General features: G+C 41.2%; 12 protein-coding genes. 5 read left to right on the top strand and 7 right to left on the bottom strand.

Annotated features, from left to right (window positions below; genetic code table 11):
• Nucleotides 1-437: 437 nt before the first annotated feature.
• Nucleotides 438-2312, top strand: a complete 1875-nt coding sequence (locus KG118_RS00580) for a sialate O-acetylesterase (RefSeq protein ID WP_117711235.1) — start codon at nucleotides 438-440, stop codon at nucleotides 2310-2312.
• A gap of 54 nt (nucleotides 2313-2366) precedes the next feature.
• Nucleotides 2367-3476 (top strand): endo-1,4-beta-xylanase, encoded by a 1110-nt coding sequence (locus tag KG118_RS00575; protein WP_199598753.1) that lies wholly within the window; start codon nucleotides 2367-2369, stop codon nucleotides 3474-3476.
• Between the two features lie 151 nt (nucleotides 3477-3627).
• Here the strand turns inward: KG118_RS00575 and KG118_RS00570 are convergent, their stop codons facing one another.
• The 4 genes from KG118_RS00570 to KG118_RS00555 form a co-directional block, all read right to left on the bottom strand.
• The gene (locus tag KG118_RS00570; RefSeq protein ID WP_117712932.1) at nucleotides 3628-5637 is read right to left on the bottom strand and encodes an alpha-glucuronidase; all 2010 of its coding nucleotides are present in this window, start codon (nucleotides 5635-5637) and stop codon (nucleotides 3628-3630) included.
• 8 nt (nucleotides 5638-5645) lie between these two features.
• Nucleotides 5646-8105 (bottom strand): glycosyl hydrolase 115 family protein, encoded by a 2460-nt coding sequence (locus KG118_RS00565; RefSeq protein ID WP_117712931.1) that lies wholly within the window; start codon nucleotides 8103-8105, stop codon nucleotides 5646-5648.
• Nucleotides 8106-8202: 97 nt separating this feature from the next.
• Nucleotides 8203-10152, bottom strand: a complete 1950-nt coding sequence (locus KG118_RS00560; RefSeq protein WP_117712930.1) for a RagB/SusD family nutrient uptake outer membrane protein — start codon at nucleotides 10150-10152, stop codon at nucleotides 8203-8205.
• Between the two features lie 15 nt (nucleotides 10153-10167).
• Complete coding sequence (locus tag KG118_RS00555) at nucleotides 10168-13233, bottom strand: SusC/RagA family TonB-linked outer membrane protein (RefSeq protein WP_117712929.1); 3066 nt, start codon at nucleotides 13231-13233, stop codon at nucleotides 10168-10170.
• Nucleotides 13234-13677: 444 nt separating this feature from the next.
• Between KG118_RS00555 and KG118_RS00550 the strand changes: the two genes are divergently transcribed.
• The 3 genes from KG118_RS00550 to KG118_RS00540 all read left to right on the top strand — a co-directional run bounded on the left by KG118_RS00550 (nucleotide 13678) and on the right by KG118_RS00540 (nucleotide 22017).
• The gene (locus KG118_RS00550; protein ID WP_117712928.1) at nucleotides 13678-17763 is read left to right on the top strand and encodes a hybrid sensor histidine kinase/response regulator transcription factor; all 4086 of its coding nucleotides are present in this window, start codon (nucleotides 13678-13680) and stop codon (nucleotides 17761-17763) included.
• A gap of 92 nt (nucleotides 17764-17855) precedes the next feature.
• A complete protein-coding gene (locus KG118_RS00545) occupies nucleotides 17856-20609 on the top strand; it encodes a heparinase II/III domain-containing protein (protein ID WP_117712927.1) in 2754 nt (917 codons plus the stop codon).
• Between the two features lie 13 nt (nucleotides 20610-20622).
• Entirely contained in the window at nucleotides 20623-22017 is a 1395-nt protein-coding gene (locus KG118_RS00540; protein ID WP_117712926.1) for a glycosyl hydrolase family 28 protein, read from the top strand.
• Nucleotides 22018-22289: 272 nt separating this feature from the next.
• Here KG118_RS00540 and KG118_RS00535 read toward each other — a convergent pair whose 3' ends face one another.
• From KG118_RS00535 to KG118_RS00525, 3 genes are all read right to left on the bottom strand, one after another.
• On the bottom strand, nucleotides 22290-23498 hold the full coding sequence (locus KG118_RS00535) for an ABC transporter permease (RefSeq protein WP_117712925.1): 1209 nt from the start codon (nucleotides 23496-23498) through the stop codon (nucleotides 22290-22292).
• A gap of 23 nt (nucleotides 23499-23521) precedes the next feature.
• On the bottom strand, nucleotides 23522-24166 hold the full coding sequence (locus KG118_RS00530; RefSeq protein WP_117712924.1) for an ATP-binding cassette domain-containing protein: 645 nt from the start codon (nucleotides 24164-24166) through the stop codon (nucleotides 23522-23524).
• Between the two features lie 65 nt (nucleotides 24167-24231).
• On the bottom strand, nucleotides 24232-25332 hold the full coding sequence (locus tag KG118_RS00525) for a DUF4836 family protein (protein ID WP_117712923.1): 1101 nt from the start codon (nucleotides 25330-25332) through the stop codon (nucleotides 24232-24234).
• Nucleotides 25333-25337 lie beyond the last annotated feature (5 nt).

The following is a 25337-nucleotide window of genomic DNA, read 5'->3' as shown; positions in this document are numbered from 1 at the left end:
TTTTCAAATAAGCTGTCTTTATGAAACTTTACAAAGGTAGATAACTGCTTTTTAATTTGCTTTAGAATATGTATCACAAAGCTTATTGTATGTTACATCTTTTGTCTTATATGTTACATTAATCGTCACACTGCATTATGCATCTTGTTTTTGGGGTTTTGTGGAGCTTCTGAGTACTGCCGATTATATTATAGTTCTTAGAATCGAACGGGATTTTTGAAAATGGATAGCTGTGATTTGTAGTCATTGTATAATGGTACTTTATGTCGTTTGAAGGCTTGATATGATGTTGTATTTGTCGTTTGTTACATAAGGAAAAGAAAAGGTAACACCATGAATGATATTGTAATTTTAGTGAAAAAAAAGCGTAACATATTTTTTCTCTCGTTTAGGAGGGATTGTGTAATTTTGACACAATCAATAATCCGACTTAGAGTATGAAAAGATTTTTGTTAATTGTTTGCCTTATTTTCTTATCCTTTACTGTTCTATTGCCGCTTTCAGCTAAAGTTCGACTTCCTCGTCTGGTAAGTGATAGAATGGTATTACAACGTGATGTGGAATTAAAAATATGGGGTTGGGCTTCTCCCGGAGAGAAAGTAACTGTACGTTTTCAGGGAAAACATTATAATACAGAGACCGATGCAACGGGAAGTTGGCAGGTTCTTTTGCCACCGCAGAAGGCCGGGGGACCTTTCCTTTTGGAAGTGAATGAACGTGTGATTCGCGATGTTTTGGTGGGAGATGTTTGGCTTTGTTCCGGTCAATCTAATCAGGAAACTCCTATTGCGCGTCTTACAGAGATGTTCCCTGAAATTAATGTGTCGAACAACCATATGATACGGCATTATAAGGTACCTACTCAGAATTCTGTAGGAGGGTTGAAGGAAGATATTGCAGGTAATGCCGGTTGGCATTCAGCTGTTGCTTCCGATGTGTTGAATTGGACATCATTAGCTTACTTCTTTGCTCAGGAAGCATATGATAGATATAAAGTGCCTGTAGGAATGCTGGTGTCTAGTTTGGGTGGTTCGGCCATAGAAAGCTGGGTGAGTCAGAAAAACTTAAAAATGTTTCCTGAATTAGTTTTTGATAAGGCTGCTTTGGATAGTATGAGATTAGCAAAGCAAGATAAAGGAGCTGGTAAATGGCAACAGAAAAATATGGATGATATGGACTGGGCTACAATGGAAGTTCCAGGGTATTGGCGGGAAAATGGTATCCATACAAGAGGTACTGTATGGTATAGGAAAACCTTTAGTGTCCCCGAATCTATGGTGGGAAGACATGCACGCCTTTATATGGGGACACTGGTTGACAGTGATTCCATTTTCGTCAACGGTACTTTTGTAGGTTTTACTTCCTATACTTATCCTCCACGTAAGTATGATATTCCGGCAGGAGTTCTGACAGAAGGCAAAAATGTGATAACTGTAAGGCTTACTGCGAATTCTGCAAATGGCGGTTTCGTCAAAGGTAAGAACTATAAAATTGTAGGAGATGATGCGGAAATAGAACTTACCGGCACTTGGAAATATAAGATAGGCATTAATCAGAATGAAGTTGTAAAATATGCCGATAGACTAAAGAATTTGAATAGGGCAGGTTCTGGGCTTTACAGTGGTATGATCTATCCAATTAGTAATTATCAGGTGAAAGGAACTATATGGTATCAGGGTGAAAGTAATACCGGACGTCCGCAAATATATGCTTCTTTATTGGAAGCTTTGATTAAGGATTGGCGGGAGCTTTGGAATATGCCTGATATGCCTTTCTTATTGGTACAGTTACCTAATTTTATGGAAAAGAATGATAGCCCTTCCGATAGTGGCTGGGCGAGGATACGCGAGGCTCAATTAAAAACGGCATTGAATGTACCTTACACTTCTTTGGCGGTTACTTATGATGTGGGTGAGTGGAATGATATACATCCATTAAACAAAAAGGTGGTTGCACAGCGGCTTTTCTTGGGTGCTCGTAAGCTTGTGTATGGAGAGAAAATTACTGGTTCGGGGCCTCTATATAAAGAAATGAAAGTGGAAGGTGATAAGATAATCTTGACTTTTACAGAAATCGGTCGTGGACTGATTTGTAAAGAAGGGAAAACTCTGAGACATTTTGCGATTGCAGGTGAAGATCAAAAGTTTGTATGGGCAGATGCCGTGATACGAGGTAATAAGGTTATTGTAAGTAGTAAGATTGTGAAGAATCCTGTTGCAGTACGTTATGCTTGGAGTAACAATCCGGAGGATGCTAATTTGTGCAATAAGGAAGGATTGTTAGCTTCACCTTTTCGGACGGATAATTGGTAATAATTTATTTTCAATTTTTCATATTTATATTTTATAATCATTAAACAAAAAAGCATGAACAACAAAAAAACGTTATTAGTATTGTTGGCAGGTTTGGCTCTAAGTTCTTGTGCTACACGTGTAACAACGGAAAATGAAGCTTCTTTGAAAGAAGTGTTGGGCGACAAATTCTTGATAGGTGTTGCTTTGAATACAAAACAATCTTCCGGTATAGATACTGCGGCTGTTAAGATTGTGAAGCGCCATTTCAATTCGGTTGTGGCGGAGAATTGTATGAAATGCCAAGTGATTCATCCGGAGGAGAATCGTTATGATTTCAGTCAAGCGGATGAGTTTGTAAAGTTCGGTGAAGACAACGGAATGTACATCATCGGTCATTGTTTGGTTTGGCATTCTCAACTTGCTCCTTGGTTCTGTGTTGACAAGGATGGAAAAAATGTATCTTCAGAAGTGTTGAAGCAACGGTTGAAGGACCATATAACAACTATAGTTAGCCGTTATAAAGGACGTGTTAAGGGTTGGGATGTTGTGAATGAAGCAATTCTTGAGGATGGATCTTATCGTAAGAGCAAGTTTTATGAGATTTTAGGTGAAGAATTTATATCTCTTGCTTTCCAATATGCTCATGAGGCTGATCCTGAAGCAGAGTTATATTATAATGACTATAATATGCATGAAGCCGGAAAACGCGAAACTGTCGTAAATTTAGTAAATGACATGAAATCTAAAGGTCTCCGTGTGGATGCTATCGGAATGCAGGGACATGTAGGTCTTGACTATCCTTCTTTGAAAGATTTCGAGGAAAGCATGGTTGCTTATGCTTCTACTGGTGCTAAAGTAATGATAACAGAATGGGATATGACTGCTTTGCCAACTTTAAAGCGCACTGCCAATGTATCTGATACAGTAGCTTACAAAAAGATGTTGAATCCTTATCCGGAGTCTTTGCCCGATAGTGTTTCCCAACAATGGAATAGTCGTATGTCTGAGTTCATGGACTTATTTATTAAACATTCTGATATTGTGAGCCGTGTGACAGCTTGGGGTGTGAGTGACGGAGATTCTTGGAAGAATGGTTTTCCGGTGAGAGGGCGTAAGGATTATGCTTTGCTGTTTGATCGTGATTATCAGCCGAAAGAGTTTATAAAGAAACTATTAGAATAGGGTATAAGAGAAATTTCAGGATTTTGAAATATAATAGGTAAGTTATACAAACACAAAACACTTTTATAAGAACAAACTTTTATTTTGATAAAGGATTGCTGAATGAATTTCACCCACGTACAGAGTTTTTCTATACGTGGGTGAAACATTTTTACAGACGTTTGATAATGATAGGCTTATGATTTTCATCATGGTAAGGCATACCATAACGATTGGATTTTACTCTACTTTTTATTAGAGAATCGATCGGAGTTTTTAGAGGTCTCACACCTGTGGGAAGTTCTTTGTTGGAGAAAGTCTGGAAATAACCTATACAAGCATCTCTCCACCATTCTGCATCATTTTTCTGAATATCTAATTTTAGGGTAACTTCATCAAATATTGTCTTACTGATATAAGGTTTGAGACTTGCCCACGTTTCTTGGTACTTTTCAACTTGTGAGATTCCTTTGTCATAATGCAGGCATATTTCGTCCCAAAGTTCTCTTCCAGAAGAGAGTTTATAGTCCCATGGAATATGATGAAACCAAAGAAGTAGATTCTCAGGACAGGTTTTGAGAGAGTTGAATTGTGAGGCGAGCGGTTCATGGTATTGGTCTACATTAGCAGAACCATTACGAGTACGGTCAAATCCTACTCCGTCTTTGTCGGCTTTGTGATAGAATACAGGTGACCAATCCGGTCTTATACTGCTTTCCCATGGTCCCGGTCCATAGTGTGATCCACCGAATATATGATGGAAACCAAGTGGCATCATGTAATTTACGGCTGTTTCGCGGGAACTCATCATTATATCTTTGACAGGGATAAGAAACTTTTGTTCATAGGCTTGGAAGGTCATTCCTTTAGGTCGGATGAAAGTTTGGTGTACCCATTCGTCCGCAATCTGTTCGGCACTTAACGTAGGATTCCATGCTAAACGACCGAATGCATACCAATTGGATTGGGCAAAAATATAGCCGCAGAAATTAGGATCTTGACCGGTATTTGCAACCCCTGCAATAGCTTTCACCATTTTAGCTACAGTAGAACCTTTTCCATCTCTGTAAGTATCACTGTCAAGGCTTTCTTCATAAGTAGTACCATGATAGACAAGATGATTAGAGAAACCAAGATATTCTTGGGTGATTTGAAATTCCATCATCATGGGAGTTTTGTATAGCTGTCCGAATAATGGACTGAAAGGTTCACGCGGTTGAAAGTCAATAGGACCGTTTTTGATTTGAATAATAACATTATCTGCAAATTGTCCGTCAAGAGATTTGAATTCTTCCACCGCTTGGTTAGCCCTGTCACTACTGGTAGGACTATATACAAAAGCTCTCCACATGATAATTCCACCGTAGGGAGCCACTGCTTCTGCAAGCATATTTGCACCATCGGCATGGGTTCTGCCATAATCTTGCGGTCCGGCTTGTCCTTCAGAATTTGCTTTTACAAGGAAACCGCCAAAGTCGGGAATGGCAGCATATATCTCAGCAGCTTTATCTTTCCACCATTGGCGAACTTTTAAATCAAGGGGATCTCCTGATTTTAACCCGCTGAGAGTGATAGGACTTGTCCATTTTATTGAGAGATAAGTGGTTATTCCATACTCTCTGAGAATATTGGCAATTTGAGATACTCTTTTAATATGTTCTTTATCAAGTATGTGAGGATTGGCATTAACATTATTGAGCACAGCACCGTTTAGTCCCACAGAGGCGCAGAGCTCACCATAATGATGAATTCTCTTTACAGGAATCTCTTCTGCAGTCCATTCCCACATGGATAGTCCGGCATAACCTCTTTCTACAGTATCATCAAGATTATCCCAGTGATTGAGAATACGGTATTCGTAATATGGCTTTTCGTGAATATCCAGTCCTGTATCTGCTTTGCCGAGAACTTCTGCTCTTTGTAGTGCATAGACTCCGTAACGAATGGCAGATTGGGAACCACCACTGATATAGCGTTTGCCATCAGCATCATAAATGTGATACTCTTCTTTAGTAAGGCTGCTATCTATCTTAGTTACGACAGAGTTAAGAACATCTTCGTAGCTGCGTCCGTTTGCAAGCCAAAGCATAGTTCCATCCTGTTCTACAGGTTCAGGAGTGCTGCATGCTGAAAATGTCAGTATGGAAAAAAGAATAATACTAAGTGTTTTAATGTTTTTCATATGGGTATCTATTTAATAAGTTTAGAAGAAGGTGCTCCAAGGTATGTTGGCTTTAGACCACCGAAGTCTATAAGTATTTTTTCCATTACGATTCCTGAATCTACAAATCTGAAGCGGAGAGTATGTCTGCCGGCTTGACCAAAATCTGCTTCCATATCTGTTTTTATGATGCTGGCAGCTTGCCAAGGGCCGAGCCTCCCATCGTAATGACCGTTAAAATTGACAATCTGTTCTTGACCACCGTCTATACTAATGGCAAAGCGTAGCCCTTTATTAGCATTGAAATTGAGAGTAGGGGCAAGTAGTATACTTAGTTTTGCCTTGCCTGAAGACATTGTTTCAAGTTCGTATTCTACATAGGCATTGTTTGGGGTTATGGAAGCTGGCAAAGTGGTGATAGCACATTCTGTCTTGCCAAGGTCGGGAATGACACTAACTTTATGGTTGACCTTAAAATTACCTGCTTCTATAGAAATATATCCGTCTGTTTCCTTGTGGCAGAGGTAAACGGTGTCTTGAGATTTTCTCACTTTAGGCATTACTTGTGTTTCTGGCTGTTGCCAATTGGTGTATCCGATATGCACCTGATCCATTATATGATTCCATTTCCCATTTGCAATTTCATAATTATAATGAGCACAGAGTAATGAATCTCTTTTGTATAATTTTTCGACACGCTGTGCCCAATAGTTGATTTCGGCAGGAGATTCTACCTTGGCATTCATTGCTACAGAGTAATACATTTCGTAGACATTCTGCATAGCCTGAATGGGGAATAGGACAAGTTCTTCGTAAGCATCGTACCAATGAGGATCGAGATTTTGATAAACTCTTAAAGCTCGTAGTTCTATATTATTCCACTCTTCTACAACAGTGTTCCACTCGTCATAATTGAACTGATATGTGTTTGCATTTAGAAGCTCGGGAGTCACTCTACGGGCATATTTGCTGTAAAGTTTAATAATATCTGCTATTTCTTCGGCATATTTATTGCCAAATTGCTGTGCAGCAAAACTTATGGTGTGATCAAAAATATTGTTAGGATTGAACGCTTTAGGTTGCCAAGCCATGTCTAGGAAGAACTGAATAGGGTATTCCATGGGTTTAAGGTCACCTACATTTACAATCCAGAGCTTTCTCACACCGTATTCATAACAGAGGTTCATTTGTTCCCATACACGCTCTACTTGGTTGCAGTTTAACCATTTGTAGTTTCTTGGACCTCCTACGTAGTCAAAATGGTAATACATTCCATAGCCGCCCTTGCGAGGCTTTTCTGTTAATGAAGGTAGCTTTCTTACATTGCCCCAATTATCATCACAAAGTAATAATGTTATGTCATCGGGAACGCGCATGCCGTTGTCATAATAATCTTGTACCTCCTTATATAGAGCCCATACCTGAGGTATATCAGAAGCCTTTCTACCTGTAACTTTAGTGATAATTTTGCGTTGCTCTTTGACTATGTTTTGTAATAAGTTAATATTGGCATTTTCGCTCATAGGCATATCTCCATCTCCACGCATACCTATGGTAATTACGGATTCCCAATTTTTGCAACGTTCTATACCTTCTGTCCAGAAATTTTGAAGTGTGGCAGTGTTTTGGGTATAGTCCCATGCGCCTGTCCCGCGACGTTTCCAGTCTTGTTGTGCTAGCCCCATAGGCTCATGGTGGGAAGTACCCATTACGATTCCCATTTCATCAGCTAAAACTCCATTTTGTATATCATCATCATAGAAAGCGCTGGCCCACATGGCAGGCCACATGAAATTACCTTTCAGACGAAGTATGAGTTCAAATACTTTTTCATAAAACTGACTGTTAAATCCGCCGAATGTTTTCTGTGCCCAATTTCCGAGTGAGGGCCACTCGTCATTCAAGAAAATACCTCTATATTCTATGGCAGGCTCACCATCTGTATAACTTCCCGGGAGTATTGAGATGTTATTTTTATGTTGCACAGGTACATCCGCCCAATAGTACCAGGGAGATACGCCCATTTGTGAAGATAACTCATAGATGCCATAAATAGTACCTCTTTTATCACTACCTGCAATCACTACAGCTTCCTCTACTCCTTCGAATGGTTGTTTGACGGTACATAGGATATACTTTTCACGTTTTCCTTTTAACTCATTGGCTGAGATTTTTCCTGATGCTATTAGCCGTTTTATCCAGTTGCTACGATTGATAGAACCAATAATCAACAGTCGTTTTTCGGTTACAGAACTTGTGATTTGGGGTTTGACGTTGGTCACTGTTTGTGCGTCTGTTTGTAGATTAGTAATGGCACGGAGTACCCCTTTATATTCCTCGTTATCTATCAGTATAGGATAAGATTTTTTTTCTTGTATCCATTGAAAGCCGACAGCGTCATTTGTTATAAAACGTTCTGCAGCTTTTAGTGGTAGCTGCCAACACATACTTGCTAAAAACAAAATAATACAAAAAATGCTATTTCTCATAATATTAATATTTATAAAAAGCCGCTTGCAGATACTTTAGAACATCTACAAGCGGCTTCGATGAATACCTATTGCGAACTTATCTTAAAAAGATAAATTATCTATATTCAGGATTTTGATAGTTCTTTTTCTCTTCAGGGGTCATTTCCATACCGTCAAGCTGTCCTTGTGGAATAGGACGCAGGTAATGTCCGGGCTTGATGGTACGTGTATAAGTCTTGACTTCACGGTCCCCTTTGTCGTTTCCACAAATTTGGTAAGTGTCAGCATACTCATTCCATTTTTGTGTACGTACAAGGTCGAACCAACGATAACCTTCACCGAAGAATTCACGTGAACGTTCATCAAGGATATAGTTGATATCAATTGTTGTTGGGGTGTCATTTGTCAAATCAGAACCATAATCCAAATCCTTTTCTTCTTTCTCTGCATTGCTGAATGTCCATTTGCCTGCACGATCACGTAAAACGTTGACTAACTCACGTGCACTTTTATTAGGTTTAGTCGTTGCGCCTTTTACTGCAGCTTCTGCTGCAATCAAATAGAGCTCAGAAAACTTGGCAATATTGTACGGACGTGTACTACCGGCATTAGGTTGACCGACACCGGTACCGTTGTCAGTACGATAAGGACCGAGTTTCCAAAGTCCCGGATATACGCGACGACTGATTGCACTGGGACCCATTACATAATCAGCACGTCCTGCTATAACTCCAGCCCCGGTATTACTATCTCCTGCTCCTTTCTCTGGATATTTGATATCAGGATCATCTTCAGAAAGGAAAGTCAATAACGGTTCTCCCTCGGCTACTGCAATGCCGTTAGCTCCTGTAACACTTGTCCATTCGTTTCCGTTTGTAGACCAGTTACCGCGGTAAACTGTTGTAAATGTTCCATCGTAGCGGGAATCTTTTGTTTTGTCTTTAAAAGTATGTGTAAATACACTGTGAGGAGGAGCCATACGTGTCCACGGGCGACCATAAGCTTGTTCGGCAACGCGAATTACCGGTGAAATAGTTTTACCGTCTTTATCTTTGGCCTGAATATCCGTATAGTTCCAATTCATCATCCAACCGGCAAAATTATCAGGAGCTCCACCGCTACCATACGTCAAGCTACCGCCGTTGTAGTATTCATCTTCTTGGGTATGATCAGCATACAGTAAGATTTCTTTGTTTCGGTCGTATGGTCCTGCATTGACTTGATAGAAACTCTCCATCAAACCATATGCTCCGGGATTGTCAATTGCTTCAGTTGCAATATCATATGCTTGCTGATAGTACCATGCAGCATCATGCCCGTCAGGATCTGTACGATTACATTCCGGATATGTGGGGATGTTATTGGGGTTTTCCAACCACCAGCCATAGGTCAGATATGCTTTTGACAGGTATAAGCGTGCTACTGTTTTAGCGACTCCACCTGTTACACGAGGCTTCTCCGGTAGATTAGTGACAGCTGTTTTTAAATCAGGAAAAATCGCTTTAGTGTACACTTCGGGAACAGTGTTACGTACGGAAGTGCGTGAGGTAGAGATGTTGAATTTTAACTCACCTGCACCCAAATCCAATGGCACGCCGCCAAATGTCTGTACTAATAAGAAATAATCCATACCGCGGAAGAAGTGTGCTTCTGCAAGAAGAGCGTCTGAAACACCTACTTTGGAGCCGTTCTCAATAACGCCGTTAGCCGTGTTGATATTTGAAAAGGCTGTTCCCCATAACACGTCTGAACGGCTACTGCTTGCTGTCAGACTTCCTACACCCGATAAATCGGCATCTTTAAAATTGCCGTCAGCCGACTGGGCATAAGTCGCTTCATCTGTTCCTGTCAGGCAAGAATTGTAATAGTAAGCTTGCCCATAGATGTAACGTAAGTGTGCATACATAGAAGTAATACCGCCTTCTACACCTCTTTCTGTTTGGAAGAAGGTTGGTTCATAAATACTACGTGGCTGTTCGTCTAAAATATCTGAGCAAGAAGTTGCAAAGATCAAGGCTAATGCCGTAGTTCCCAGAACTCTTATATTAGTAAATATTGGTTTCATAGTTTTAAAGCTAAATTAGAATGTCAAGTTAATGCCGAATAAATAATTACGTGTGGAAGGAGAATTGGTTCCCACTGTAAGGAAACGACTCTGAATGCCACTTGTAACAGCTACGTTTTCATTACCGTAAGAGTTGGTTTCCGGATCCAAACCGGTTTCTTTATGGAATGGAGAGCATATTACGAACGGGTTCTGTATAGATACATAAGCACGTAAACTTTGGATGCCGAAATTTTTCAGCCATTTCTGTTGATCGAAATTATAGCCTAAAGAGATATTACGGACTTTCCAGTATGAAGCGTCAAAATATCCTAAAGTACTACCATATTTAGGGTTGTCACCACTTTGAATACCACCTGGTTTTGGATATTTGGCATTAGTGTTTTCTTCTGTCCAATAGTCTACATCTACTTGACCACGACGACCAGTCAACATATTCAGGTAACCGTTAGCATGGTGTAATGTACTGATAAGTTTACCGCCACACTTGAATGCTGTAATAACATTCAAATCGAATCCTTTATACGCAACACGCGTACTGAAACCACCCGTAAATTTGGGTTCCATACTGATAATTTGGCGGTCATCCGGTCCGATTTTACGAGCGGGAGTCCCATCTTCATTATATTCACCGGTATATTTAACTTTGATCATACCTACATTTCCACCCGGTTCTAAAATTGCAAGATAAGGGTCACCTTCTTGCCATAAGCCAATCTTTTCATAATCGTAGATTACATCAACGGGATGACCTACAAACCAGTTATTGGCTTCATCGCGTTCTGCTCCGGATGCCAATTCGGTCAATTCATTGCGATTGGCTGATAAGTTAAGGCTGGCATCCCATGTCCAACCATTATAATTGTCAAGTATTGTTCCGTTTAAGGTGAGTTCGACGCCTTTGTTTTGAGTTTTTCCTACGTTGCCTACATAGCTGCTTACACCGGAAGTTGCAGGAAGATTAACGTTCTGCAGCAAATCAGATGTTTTTTGTATATAGTATTCTAATGTTCCTGATAAGCGACCGCCGAATAATGTGAAATCCAAACCGAAGTTCCAGGTAGAAGAGTATTCCCAACCTAAATTGTAATTGGGCAATGCAGATACATAATAACCGGTAGCATAACCTGTTGGTCCGAAGTTATAAGGACGAGTGGATAATTTTCCCCATGTGGAATATGGACTTACAGCCTGATTGGAGGTTTGTCCGTATCCTACGCGCACTTTAAGAATATCCAGCCATTCAATATCATCCATAAATGATTCCTGACCGATATTCCAACCGGCAGATACAGCCGGATATGTATGCCATTGATGACCTTTTGCCAAACGTGAAGAAGCATCAGCACGAACAGTTGCCATTAACATATAGCGATTGTCATAAGTATACATGGCACGTCCCATCCAAGACATCAGTCCGCTTTTCTGATAATCCCAATTATCTGGATTAACGGTAATTGTACCTTCTGCACGACCTAAATTGTAATATTGTAAGTACTCTGCCGGAATATCACGTGCTGCAATATTTGATTTGGTATAAACAGTTTCTTCGGCTGAGTACATTCCTACTATATTCAATTGATGTTTACCGAATGTACGGTCATAAGTTATCAAGTTTTCTATAGCCCAGTTTGTTGTTTCAGAGTGGGTTAATGATGCGGTAGAAGGAGTATCTTCTGTTGTGCTGTTTACGCCCTCACCAGTGAAAGTACCACCTTTGGTAGAACGGTAGTTCAGACCTAAATTGACACGATATTTTAATCCTTTTACCCATGGACATTGTATTTCGGCAAAAAGGTTGTTATAAGTACCGAAGCCTTTCTGTTCGTTCAGCCAAGTATCTTCCAAACTTTCTACAATATCACGTGTTACAACAAAGTATTCATCTTGGCTGTTTATTTTTACTGTTCTCTTCAGGCTTCCATCCTCATTGTACGGATTAGCAATAGGAGAGTTTGCCAATACATTATACAAACCGATATTAGAACCTTTTGTTACATTATAGTTGGAGTTGGTTGTTAATCCGAAACGGAAGTACTTACCTACCCCTTGATCAAATGAACCACGTAAAGAGTAGCGCGTATAATTCTGTGTAGGAATAACCCCTTGGTCTTTGTAGTAGGCAGCTCCGAAACTGTAGCTTCCTTGATTTGTACCTCCTGCTACGCTGACATCGTGGCTTGTTACCATACCGGTACGATACATTAAATCCTGCCAATCTGTGTTAACATCGTCCGATTCATCTAACGAATTATCAAATTTGCCGGCATACTTACGCATTTCGGCAAACTTCTTTCCATCCATCATCGGGTATTTTGAGAATACGGATTTTGCACCGACATAGCCATTGTATGTGAATTTGGCTGGTGTACCTTGTGCTCCTTTGTTTGTGGTAATCAAAATAACACCATTGGCACCACGTGAACCATAGATAGCTGTGGAAGAAGCATCTTTCAAGATATCCATACTTTTGATATCGCCGGGGTTGATATCAGAAAGATTCCCCATAAAAGGAATACCATCCAATACTACTAACGGATCGTTGGAAGCCGTTAGAGAACGGGTACCACGAATTCGGATTTGCATAGTAGCGCCCGGTTGTGAAGAAGTCTGTGCCATGTCCACACCGGCTATACGATTTTGTAGAGCGTATGTAATGTTTGTTGCCGGCATTTCACGCAGTTTGTCGCCTCCTACTGATGCGATAGAACCTGTTACGTCTGATTTTCTCGCTGTACCGTAACCGATAACGACTACTTCTTCCAATGCTTTGGAGTCTTCTTTTAATGTAATGTTGAGGTTTGCATTTCCTTTAACGGCAATTTCTTGTGTTATATATCCGATATAAGAAATTACTAAGGTCGCATTTTTCTGTACTGTTAACGAAAAGTTTCCATCCAAATCGGTTATCATACCATTGGTTGTTCCTTTTTCCGTAACGTTGGCGCCAATAACCGGTTCACCGAAATTATCTTTTACAATACCCTTTACCGTGATATTCTGAGCGACACTCCACAGAGGTATCAGGCAAAGTAATAACAATAGCCCTAAGGACCTAAAATAATAAGTTGTGCATTTCATAAAAAAACAAGGTTTAAATTGAATAAAAATGTTAAATCAAAGTATAAGTTCATTAAGGTTCTTTTTATGTTTTCATATGCTATCGTTTTAGTTAAACATTTATTTTATATTTTAAATGACTAAAGAAATGAGGTGTATATCCTCAACTTTCTGACATAGGCAAAGTTAGTTAGCATTTGTAATATGGTAGGGTATAGATGATACTTATATTTTATTTTTTGTAACATACTCTTGCGGCTGTGTTACATTCTTTTTTGTGTATGTTACATCAATAAGGCGTGGTGGTTGTAAATGGATTTTTTTTGCAATAAAAATAATTAAAATTAATTCTTTTTTACGGTGGAGCCATGAAGTTTTTTTATCACAAAAGTTACATATGTATCGAATAAACCTGCTTTTTGTTTATCTTTGTCAGACTTTTGTATCTAATAAAAAAGAAAGACTATGAAAAGATGCGTTTGGAAAGTACTTGTAGTATGTTTGTGTTGTATAGCTCAATACAGTGAAGCACAGACGGGAAAAGTGTATACTACAGATATGGGCTTATCCAGTAGCTTAATTAATCAGATATTTCAGGATAAACAAGGCTTTATTTGGGTCACAACTGAATATGGGTTAAATAAGTTTGATGGTTTGCGCTTCACCAATTACCGGCATATTTCAGCTGATTCATCTTCTATCAGGAATAATTATGTACGTACTTTGTTTGAGGATAGTCGACGTAATCTGCTGGTGGGGTGTATTGATGGGTTAATGAAGTATGATCGTGAAACGGATAGTTTTTTGGAGATTCCAATGTTTCGTGCGGGTAAGCGGGTTTTTCCACATATAACGCAGATGCAGGAATTGCATAATGGAGAAATCTGGATGACAACTACCGGGCAGGGAATGTTTCGTTTGGATGAACAGCAAAAGCAGGCAGTTTCTGTAGATAATCTTTTAAAGCAGTCGAATTACAATTTTCAATCTTGTTTTTATGAAGATTCTTATTATAATATTTGGATAGGAACGTATGGAAACGGCCTGATTTGTTATATGCCTGCAACGAAAGAAGTGCGTGTATTTAAATATCCAACCCTCAATGACAATAATGTTGCCGCCATAATAGAAGATAAGGAAGGGAATCTTTTTGTAGGGACTCAGAAGCAAGGTCTGTCACGTTACAATAGGCAGGAAAACAACTTTATTCCGGTTCCTTATACAGGAGACGGTCCACTGTCCGTTTATTGTATGTCATTGGTGAGCGGGCAATTGCTGGTTGGTACTGACGGGCAGGGACTGAAAATGTATAATTCTGCAAAAGAACAGTTGGAAGACTATACTATTAATTCTGCCCCAATGGACTTTTCGGAAGGAAAGATTCATACAGTGTTGGAAGATAAGGATAAGAATTTGTGGTTAGGGCTATTTCAAAAAGGGGTAGTCTTGATACCGAAACAAGATAATCCTTTTGAATATTATGGTAGCAAGTCTATTTACTATAATCCTATAGGACAAGGCTGTGTTATGTCTATTTTTCAAGACAGTAACGGTCATTTATGGGTTGGTGCAGATAATGAAGGTATATACGAGTTGGATGCAAACGGGAAGAGGTTGAGACACTATCAGCCGGGGAGTTCCGCCCATTCTGTTGCTAATACGATAATGTGTATTTATGAGGATACGGATAAGAACTTATGGCTTGGTTCTTATACGCGGGGAGTTGCAAGGTTTAATCGGAAAACCGGAGAATGTGACTATTCTTTACCTATTGATAATGAAAAAATATTTTCGATAACTGAAGACAAACAGAAGAATCTATATATCGGGACATTAGGTTCCGGCTTTTATCAATATAACTTGAAGACCGGAAAGTTAAAACATTATGAATCTTCTAAAGATGAAACCGATGACTTGAAGCGGAATGAGCTTGTCAACGATTGGGTGAATTATATATTTTGTGATAGTGAAGGGCTGATATGGTTGGGACATTATAAAGGAGTAAGTTGTTTTAATCCGTCAACGGAGAGTTTTATTAATTATAAAAAGGTCAACACTTTGATTTCCGGATGTGTGGGGTATGTTATTCAAGAGGACCATTCGGGTAAGATTTGGGCCGGTACTACGGATGGGTTGTACAGTTTTGATAAGACAACGAATGAGTTGGAAAGGTTTGCAATGGCAAACGGATTGCCAAACAATGTGATATGCGGGCTTAGTGAAGACTTCCGGCATGATATTTGGATTAGCACTTATATGGGAATCAGCCGGTATGATGTACAAAATAACCGTTTTATTAATTACTATTCGGGAGATGGTTTGCAGGGCAATGAATTTATGCACGGCGCTTTCTATACGGACAAGAATGGAAAGATATATTTTGGTGGTATCAACGGTATCACTTGTTTCTCTCCCGGAAGCATAGGAAATACCTCCAAAGAAACGAATGTATGGATAACGGACTTTTACGTATTTAATCAGCCGATACATAAAAACAGTCTTTCAAACGGAGACCCCATAATCCATACATCGGTGCAAGAAGCCAATCTGTTCCGGTTGTCTTATTTGGATAATACATTCAGCATTATCTTTTCCACATTGCAGTACAACAACCCTGAGCAGATATCTTACCAATATAAAATTGATGAATTAGGCTCTCAGTGGCTTAGTACAGAACCGGGAGTAAATCGTGTGACCTATAATAATTTGCCGCCCGGTAAATATACTTTCCGGGTACGCGCACTTAATTATGGCAATTACTCGGAAGTGCGTACAATCAAGATTCTGATAACCCCTCCCTGGTATCAAACATGGTGGGCGTATTGTTTTTATGCAGCTTTGTTTGGATTGTTGGTGTTGGGTATTGTCAACTATATCTTATCGCGTATGCGGCATCGTCGTGAAATCATGAAGCGTGAACATGCAGAGCAGCTCAATGAAGCGAAGTTACAGTTCTTTATCAACATTTCTCATGAGATAAGAACTCCTATGACGCTTATTATTAATCCTCTGGAAAAATTGTTGGCGGATAAGAAAGACTCAGAGTTACATAAGACATACTTAATGATTTATCGTAATTCTCAGCGCATCCTTCGGCTGATTAATCAGTTGATGGATATCCGTAAGTTAGACAAAGGGCAGATGTTTCTGAAATTTCGTGAGACCGATATGGTGGGATTCATCGATGACCTGATGCAGACATTTGAGTATATGGCGCGTAAAAAGAATATTCATTTTACTTTTGAGCATATGATGCCTCAACTGAAGGTATGGATAGACTTGAATAATTTTGATAAAGTACTGATGAATATTCTATCTAATGCTTTTAAATATACTCCGGAAGAGGGCGAGATACAGGTCAGTCTGGCAACCGGTCATGACATGGCGCGTAAGGACGCACTACGCGAGTACTTTGAGATTGCCATAACAGATAGTGGCATCGGTATTGACCGAAATAAGATAGAACGAATCTTCGAACGCTTCTATCAGATAGATAATGATGTAACGAAGTCTAATTTTGGTACCGGTATTGGTTTGCATTTATCCCGTTCGTTGGTTCAATTGCATCATGGCGAAATACTTGCAGAAAATAGAGAGGATGCTCCCGGCAGCCGCTTTATCATACGCATACCATTAGGGTCGGCTCACTTGCGTACCGATGAGTTGGAAACGGTGGATGCGGAAAACGTGATATACCACACTGTAGATAAACCTGTTTTAGCGAAACTGGAAGAAGAGTTAATAGAAGAAGAGGAAGAGCCTAAGGCCGCTATTAAGGCAAAGACACGCTTGCGGGTATTGGTTGTGGAAGACGAGGACGAGATTAAGGCATACCTGAAAGCAGAATTATCAGATGAGTATAAAGTCGAAACTTGCAGTAACGGTAAGGAAGCGTATGATTTGGTTCTGCGTGATACCCCCGACTTGGTTATTTCGGACGTTATGATGCCTGAAATGGACGGGTTGACTCTGTGTCGCAAGATAAAGTTGAACACGAACGTGAACCATGTCCCCGTAATCTTACTGACAGCCAAATCCAAGCCGGAAGATACGTTGGAAGGAATGGAAACAGGGGCAGATGCTTATATGGTGAAGCCATTCAATACAGAGTTATTGAGAAAGACTATCGCCAATCTGATTGCCAACCGCAAATTATTGCGTAATAAATTCAGCGGGGCACAGCAGCAAGAGGATAAGATGGAAAAAATCACCATGAAGTCCAGTGACGAGATATTGATGGGTAAGATTATGAAGGTGGTGAACGAGCATTTGGACGACCCTGCGCTGAACGTTGAAATGCTTGCTTCCGAAGTAGGATTAAGCCGTGTACACGTGCATCGTAAGTTGAAGGAACTGACCAATCTTTCTACCCGCGATTTTATTAAGAATATACGTTTACAGCAGGCGGCCGCTCTATTGGCACAAGACCAAAAGCTTACTATTTCGGAGATTGCTTATGCTACAGGATATACTAATCTGTCTCATTTTTCCAGTTCTTTCCGTGAGAAATACGGAATGTCACCGAAAGAGTATATGAGCCAGCATAGATAGTTCTGTTCTGGAATAGGAGGGATGCTAAAAATCTCTTGGTTATTGAGTGTGAAAGGCGAGTTGTGCGTATTCCTTTTCAAAACGATTACAAGATGAGAAAAGCTATATTACTATTACTGTTATCGGCAGTTACAGCATTACAAGCACAAATTGATACCCGTACTCTGAAACTTTCCCGGGAGCATCCCCGCTATCTGACGACTGCCGATGGGAAGCAGGTCACCCGTGACTTGATTAAGAATGAATCATGGGCAAGAGAGGTCTTCAATAAGCTGAAAGAAAAGACGGATACCTATACCCGGCTGACAGAGGCGCAACCGGACTGGCTCTTGTCACGTCTTGCCATGTACTGGAACTCGCACGCCACCGATGTATATATAAAAGGTGAAAGTTTCGACCATGCCGGTGGAGCGAAGGCACCCGTTCCTACGGTGCGTTTTACCGGGACACGCGGCACATTTGCCACCCATGGTCGCCCCAAACTGGCGGATATCGTTCCTTATGACGATGATAAAGACGGTAATATTACTTTCCATAACAACTCTCTACCCGGTCGCCCTTTGGAGAAAGTCCATCCTTCCAAGACAGGGCGTAACATTGAAAGCTTGAATCGTGAGATTATGGGAATTGCCCGTGATGCAGCTTTTCTTTATTGGCTGACCGATGAAGAACAATATGCCCGGTTGGCTGCCGGAGTGTTCGACACCTATATGCAGGGCATCTATTATCGCAATGTCCCTGTTGATGCAAATTATGGTCATCAGCAGACACTGGTTGGCATGAGTTCGTTTGAAGTAATCCATGAAGATATTCTTTATGAGATTGTTCCTCTTTATGATTTCCTGCATGGGTATCTGGCCGTTCACTATGCCGATAAGATGAATATCTATGCCGGAGCTTTCAAGAAGTGGGCGGACAACATCATAGCCAATGGAGTACCCCATAATAATTGGAATCTGATGCAGGCGCGCTATATCATGGACATTGGCATAGTGCTCGAAGATGATAACCATTATGCCGATGGCAAAGGGCGAGGCTATTATATAGACTATGTGCTCAACCAATCCAGTATCCGCCAGTGGAGTTTGAAAAAACTTGCCGACTACGGGTACGACCCTCATACGGGCATTTGGGCGGAATGTCCCGGTTATAGTGGCGTAGTTATGAATGACTATGCTAATTTTACGAACATCTTCGACCGTAATTTGCATTGTGACTTAACGAAAGAATTACCGGTACTTCCCAAGGCTGTTGCAGCTACTCCCCAGTATTTGTTTCCCAACAGAATGATATGCGGTTTTGGAGATACACATCCGGGGTATCTGAAAACCACGCCCGTTGTCCGGATGATTGAAAACGCCCAAGCCAATGGCAAAGAAGAACAGGAGAAGTATTTCACCGCTTTGCTGAAATGCCTTAATCCTGATGCCGGCAAGAATACGGCGAAAGAAAAGGTACGTGTTTCCGTCAATGCTTTTTTCGACGATAAACCCTTGGAACTAAGGTCGGATGTCAATGCCGGTAAAATAGAAGATTATGTGTCTCCTTTGTTCTACGCTCCAAACGTGTCGTGGCTGGTACAACGTAATGGCATGAATCCACGCAATAGCCTGATGATATCTTTGAATGCCAGTGAGGGCAATCATATGCACGCCAACGGCATTTCAATGGAACTTTATGGCAAAGGGTATGTGTTGGGGCCTGATGCCGGCATCGGCTTGTACCTTTACAGCGGATTGGATTATGCTGAATACTACTCTCAGTTTCCCAGTCACAACACTGTATGCGTAGACGGTATTTCCAGCTATCCGGTGATGAAGAGCAACCATTCGTTCGAATTGCTTTCCTGTTTTCCGGCATCTTCTGCAGCTGTGGCGGTGAAAGATAAGTTCCCTTCCGTTACGTATAGTGATGTCTATTTCCGTGAACCGGAAAGCCGTGCAGACCAGATACGTATGATGAGTATTGTCACCACCGGTCCCGAAACGGGCTACTATATAGATGTTTTCCGTAGCCGCAAAGAGCTTGGCGGAGACAAGATGCACGATTATTTCTATCATAATCTGGGACAAGAGATGACCTTGACTGCTGCCGACGGCACAGATTTAAACCTGAGGCCTACTGAGGAACTTGCATTTGCCGGGGCCCATCTGTATGCCTATTCTTATCTGTTCGACAAGAAGTGTGCCCGGACAGGCGAAGATGTAAAGGCCGTCTTTACAATTAAGATGCCCGATAAAGATGATATCCGAATGAATATGTGGATGAAAGGAGAGGAAAACCGCACGGTGTTTTCAGCTCTTAGTCCTATGACAGAGGGGCTTAGCCGTACTCCGGGTATGCCTTACAATATTAAGGAGCAGCCCACATTAACCTTTGTTGCCCGTCAGGAAGGAGAAGCATGGAATCGTCCTTTCGTGGCGGTTTATGAACCTTCAACAGTGAAAGAAGCCGAACAGATTACCTCCGTTACTTTTCCGGAAGTGAAGTGCGGACAGCCGGGCAGCCATGTTGGAATTTGTGTAACACAGAAAAGCGGGCGCACCGACTATATCCTGTCTTCAGACAGTGCGGCGCATCTTTGTTCGATGAACAATGGCATGAAAGCCTCGGCCACCTACGCTTTGTGGAGTAATCGGAAAGGAGAAGATTGTACACTCTTTTTAGGGAATGGTACGCTGTTGCAAACTCCTGCAGTGGTTGTCAAGGCGAATGTTCCGGTGAGCGTATTGCTTGAAAAAGGAGCGGACGGATGGTACTGTACGGCTTCGGGTGCTTGCACCATCACATTGAACGGAAAAACGTATAAGATAGAAAAGAGCGTGACGGAGAAGACAAAGTTATAGACAGAGATATGCAATGAAACGGAAACTATTATTCATATTGTTTGTACTGATAAATTACGGCGTAGTTGTACTGGCACAGTTGAAAACCTATCCGGAGGGATTACATACAGGACTGCCTCACAATGATGACTATACGGTGCGTGTCCGTATACCCGGTGGAGAGTGGCAGGACTTGTTTGAATATAAAGTACAGGTAGATTTGGATAAGCCGCAAGATGCTTCTATGGTGCAGTTTGATATGGGGAGTCCGGTAGAAGTAATGGTAAAAAAGAATAATGGTACAGTGCGTGAGGTTGCCATCCGCCCCTTGAATAATAAGGTAGTTTACAGGCAAGTACAGAATACTGTCTTTTTCACTTTGGATAAGCCTCAAAACCTTTCAATTGAGTTTGACGGAGACCGTTTGCACAATTTGCATCTTTTCGCTAATCCTATGGAAGAAGAGGTCTACTCAAAGGAAGCAAAAGGCATTATGTTCTTTGGTCCGGGTGTACATCGTCCGAAAGATTTGCCCAATAATCAGATACGCATACCAAGCAATACTACAGCCTATTTGGCTCCGGGTGCAGTGTTGAAAGCTAAACTTCTGGTAGATAATGCTGAGAATGTGCGTATTATAGGTCGCGGAATATTAGACCATCCTGTCCGCGGCATTGAAATAACCGATTCCAAAAATGTGTTGATTGATGGAATTACGGTTGTAAACCCCGAACATTATACGGTGTTCGGCGGCGGTTCTTCGGAGATAGTAATCCGTAACTTGAAAACTTTTAGTTGTAGAGGCTGGAGTGACGGCATTGACCTGATGTGTTGTCGTAAGGTCTTTGTTGATAACGTTTTCCTGCGTACAAGCGATGATTGTGTCGCGCTCTATAATCATCGTTGGAATTGGTGGGGCGGTTCGAGCGATATTACCGTACAGAACTCTGTTTTATGGGCGGATGTTGCGCACCCTGTTAATGTAGGAGGTCATGGAAATCCGGACTCGTCGACGGGCGAGGTTATTGAGAACCTGACTTTCCGTAATATTGATATTTTGGAACACGATGAGGATGATCCGATGTATCAGGGATGTATGGCAGTAGACTGTGGTGATAAAAACCGGGTACGTAACGTCCTGTTCGAGGATGTCCGTGTAGAGAGTATTCAGGAAGGTCGCCTTTTCTATGTCAAAGTACGTTTCAATCCTAAGTACGACAGACAACCCGGCAGCGGCATCGAAGGCGTCACATTCCGTAATATCACCTATACAGGTGTTGGTGAGAATCGTTCGCTGATTCAGGGATTAAGCCCGGACGGTATGGTGAAGGATATAATCTTTGAAAATATCAGTATCAACGGAGAGAAAATGAGAGATTTGAAAGAATTCGTTATAAATGAATTTGTTGCTAATGTGAAAGTACAATAACATTTCTCCGTTAGCCTCATTGTAAATGTCGATATGGCTATGGCAAAATGCCGATATGCTTGTAACTAAACCTCGTTTTCCAACTGCGGGCTCTCCGGTTGGCAGTTGCGTGCTGCCGGGCCCGCAGTTGGAGGCTCTTCGGCCCGCAATTGGAAAACGAGGTTTTATTACTTGTAAAAATACAAAATGAAGCTGATGATAGGGGATTATATCTAACGAATGTATGGTTAGAGTGTAAGAAATGAATCTGTTACATCAGCGGTCAGGTTGGCTTATGCCTTTCTTCCTTTCCAAATGCTCGTAACTTTTTTATGTATCATCATAACGTTCAGTAAAGATACTACGAGGAACAGAACACTGCCTGTTATCCAACATGGAAGCAACGATTCTGTTTCCAATTGTGGAAAGATCGTGCTGATAATTTCTGTATAGTAACTGCGTATCCATGCTACCCCGCTGACAGACAATAACAATACTGACAGATTCAAAACGATTGTCAGAATATTGTAGGGAAGTGCTACGCGGTTCGGGCTGTATCCTATCAGAAGCAGGTTCTCCAGTTTTACGGTATTCTTTTGTAACAGTAAGAAAATGCTTAGCATCAGGATGTAAAAGGATAAAATGCTGATGAATAATCCTACTCCTATGACAATACCGGTAATGAGACGCAGGAAATAAGTCGTTTTTCCGGCATCCAGACTATCGCCTTCGGTTTCGTAACGGTTCTGTTGGAAATAGTTGCTGATGGCTGTGTCGGTAGGGTTCTTTACTTCAACGATGAGGCGGGAAGGTTGGGCTTCTTTGCCGGGAGCAAAACTCTTGTTTGCCCAGTCCATAAATGTTTGTGGGACAAGAATTGTATTCAGGCGGTTGGAGAAGCCTACAATCTTGCCTTTGAATTGTTCTGTACGTCCGTTGCCCCGTAACATGATATCCATTTGTATCAGATTCATGAGGCCTTCGGAGAGCTTAGGCAGGCTTCGGCTTTGTGCAAAACCGAAGTTATATAGATTCAGGTAATTACGGGGGATGATAATAGGTATAATCGGAGAGGTTTCATCAAAGTGCCATTTGTCCAGATTTACATCTACATACTCGTCGGGTACAGACTCAAAAAACATTTCGGTGGAAAGGTGTATTCCGGCTTCCTGCATTCCCAAGCCAGCGGACACTTTGAATAAGGAGGGGGTGAAAGCTCCCACGCTTTCGGTGAAAGGTTGCTCTTTCATCTCCTCGATTTCTTTTGGGGAGAAAGTATTGCTTTTTCCGGTAAAGCTGCCGAGTGTACTGATTCTTTTGGTGGCGATGATGTAATTCTTCTTCATGAAGCTGTCTCCCTGCGTAAAGATAGGGAGTGTGTCCCGATAGAATTGTATGCTCAGTAATACAATCATCATACCAAAGAGGTTGGCGAGGAAAAATCCGGTCAGCTGACCTACACTGATATGTTGGCGGAGAAGTTTCCAAACAAGTTTGTTCATGATTTTGAATTATGATTTATGGATTATAGACGGAGGGTTTCATCGTACTTAAGCTCCAAGTGCTTTCCAATGGATGTTACAATAATTCCGGCACCTTGTTCTTCGGCTTCTTCTATGAGTAAACGTCCCATTATGGCACTGTTTTCATCATCTAAATGGCTGATAGGTTCGTCCAAGAAGATAAAGTCAAACGGTTGGCAAAGGCTACGGATAAAAGCGACACGTTGCTGTTGCCCAAAAGAAAGTTTACCGGCTCTTTCATTGATTTTATCGGGAATGCCGATTGCTTCAAAAAGAGCGAGAATTTCTTTTTTCTTCTTGTAGTTGGTCAAGCGATTCTTTAATAGGATATTCTCGAGAGCGGTCAGTTCCGGAAAGATACGGAGTTCCTGAAAAAGGATACTGAGCGAATTTTTTCGTATATCTGTCCATTCGTCAACAGAGAATGAACGGATGTTTTGTTCGTCAAAATTGATGATACCCTGATAGTCGCGGCGATACCCGTAGATATAACTGCATAAAGACGATTTTCCGGTCCCTGAGCCTGCTTCTATCAAATAACGTTTCCCCTTGCTGAAAACGATGTCTTGATGCCATATCTGTGAAGTAATGGTGTCACGGTCGGCAAAGACCTGAGGCAGGGTTTGTTGTAAATGAATGTGGTTCATTAATTACAAATTATTAATTACGCATTAAGTGTGCTGAACACTAATCACTAAACGCTGGCCGCTAATTACATTCCTGCAAATAACTTGGCAAAGTCAACTAGTTGTTTTAGGGCATTCTCGTTCTTTTCGCTCAGAACAATTGTGAAGTTTGTCCGGTTCTTGTCTCCCCGCAGGTTCAATTCTTCAATTTTCATGATTAACTGATAGAGGATATTGATTTCCGGTTCGTCTGATGCATATTCCATAAGCACGCGGAGATTGCTCAATGTGAGCAGCTCATCGCTGGTCAATGAGATATTGAAAGGCCTTCCGTGTATCATGCTCATCATGGCTTGCTGTAACTCTCGTGAGTTTTTGGGGTGGAATGGCTGGTTGTTTTCTTTGGTATCTCCTTTGAAGTCGGCACTTTGTAAAGTGGCGTATATGCGTCCATTCTCAAACAGTACATAACCCAGCAGTTGTGTGCCGTGCGGCCAGTTCAGCACACCGCGAACATCCATTGGAAGAGCATCGGGAGTTGCCAACAAACGTATATCTCCCTTTTGCTGCATCATCGGAGTAAAATATTTATTTGTATGGATGCTCTTGTCTGCGGTTTGCTGCATAAGGGCGGTGATAGCCGGTTGTAATTTCTGTAGTTGTTCCGAACTGCCACCATACACTCCGAGCAGCGTACCGTTATTGTAGGCAAGCAGTATTCCGGCATCTTTTATTTCGGTACTCTGATAACCTTTGGCTTTTACCGGAGCGGTGCATAGTTGTTCTTGAACAAGTATTTTAAGTATGGCTTCAAACTTTTCCAGATCGGTAATCTTTAAGGTGATTGCTGTGTTGTGCAGGGTAGGAGCCTCGAATAGGTAAACCGGAGCGTTCCAGTCTATTCCACTTTCTGCGGGATTATTCAGCAAGGTTTCCACTTCTTTTTTCAGGTTGGTATTCTTGCTTTCGAGAAGCAGGCCCAACAGTTTTTGCAAGGCGGCTTGGTTGTCTGAATGGTTCAGTCCGGCTTTATTGATAATGCTCTTTATGTTGAGTGCCGCTACTTCAGTGGCATTGGCAGGGATTACATGGGTATATTCTGTTTTTGGGGCAGTTTCATTACATGAACCCAGACACAGCACTATCAGCAGGACGGGGAGTAAATAGAAGAAAATACTTTTTTTCATATCGT

The sequence above is a fragment of the Bacteroides propionicigenes genome, from assembly GCF_018390535.1.
Classification (GTDB): Bacteria; Bacteroidota; Bacteroidia; order Bacteroidales; family Bacteroidaceae; genus Bacteroides; species Bacteroides propionicigenes.
The sequence above is the reverse complement of the archived record's forward strand: the minus strand, read 5'-3'. Positions and strand labels throughout refer to the sequence as shown.

Coding starts and splice junctions, on each gene's coding strand:
- KG118_RS00580 (WP_117711235.1), top strand. CDS start 438: ATGAAAAGATTTTTGTTAATTGTTTGCCTTATTTTCTTATCCTTTACT.
- KG118_RS00575 (WP_199598753.1), top strand. CDS start 2,367: ATGAACAACAAAAAAACGTTATTAGTATTGTTGGCAGGTTTGGCTCTA.
- KG118_RS00570 (WP_117712932.1), bottom strand. CDS start 5,637: ATGAAAAACATTAAAACACTTAGTATTATTCTTTTTTCCATACTGACA.
- KG118_RS00565 (WP_117712931.1), bottom strand. CDS start 8,105: ATGAGAAATAGCATTTTTTGTATTATTTTGTTTTTAGCAAGTATGTGT.
- KG118_RS00560 (WP_117712930.1), bottom strand. CDS start 10,152: ATGAAACCAATATTTACTAATATAAGAGTTCTGGGAACTACGGCATTA.
- KG118_RS00555 (WP_117712929.1), bottom strand. CDS start 13,233: ATGAAATGCACAACTTATTATTTTAGGTCCTTAGGGCTATTGTTATTA.
- KG118_RS00550 (WP_117712928.1), top strand. CDS start 13,678: ATGAAAAGATGCGTTTGGAAAGTACTTGTAGTATGTTTGTGTTGTATA.
- KG118_RS00545 (WP_117712927.1), top strand. CDS start 17,856: ATGAGAAAAGCTATATTACTATTACTGTTATCGGCAGTTACAGCATTA.
- KG118_RS00540 (WP_117712926.1), top strand. CDS start 20,623: ATGAAACGGAAACTATTATTCATATTGTTTGTACTGATAAATTACGGC.
- KG118_RS00535 (WP_117712925.1), bottom strand. CDS start 23,498: ATGAACAAACTTGTTTGGAAACTTCTCCGCCAACATATCAGTGTAGGT.
- KG118_RS00530 (WP_117712924.1), bottom strand. CDS start 24,166: ATGAACCACATTCATTTACAACAAACCCTGCCTCAGGTCTTTGCCGAC.
- KG118_RS00525 (WP_117712923.1), bottom strand. CDS start 25,332: ATGAAAAAAAGTATTTTCTTCTATTTACTCCCCGTCCTGCTGATAGTG.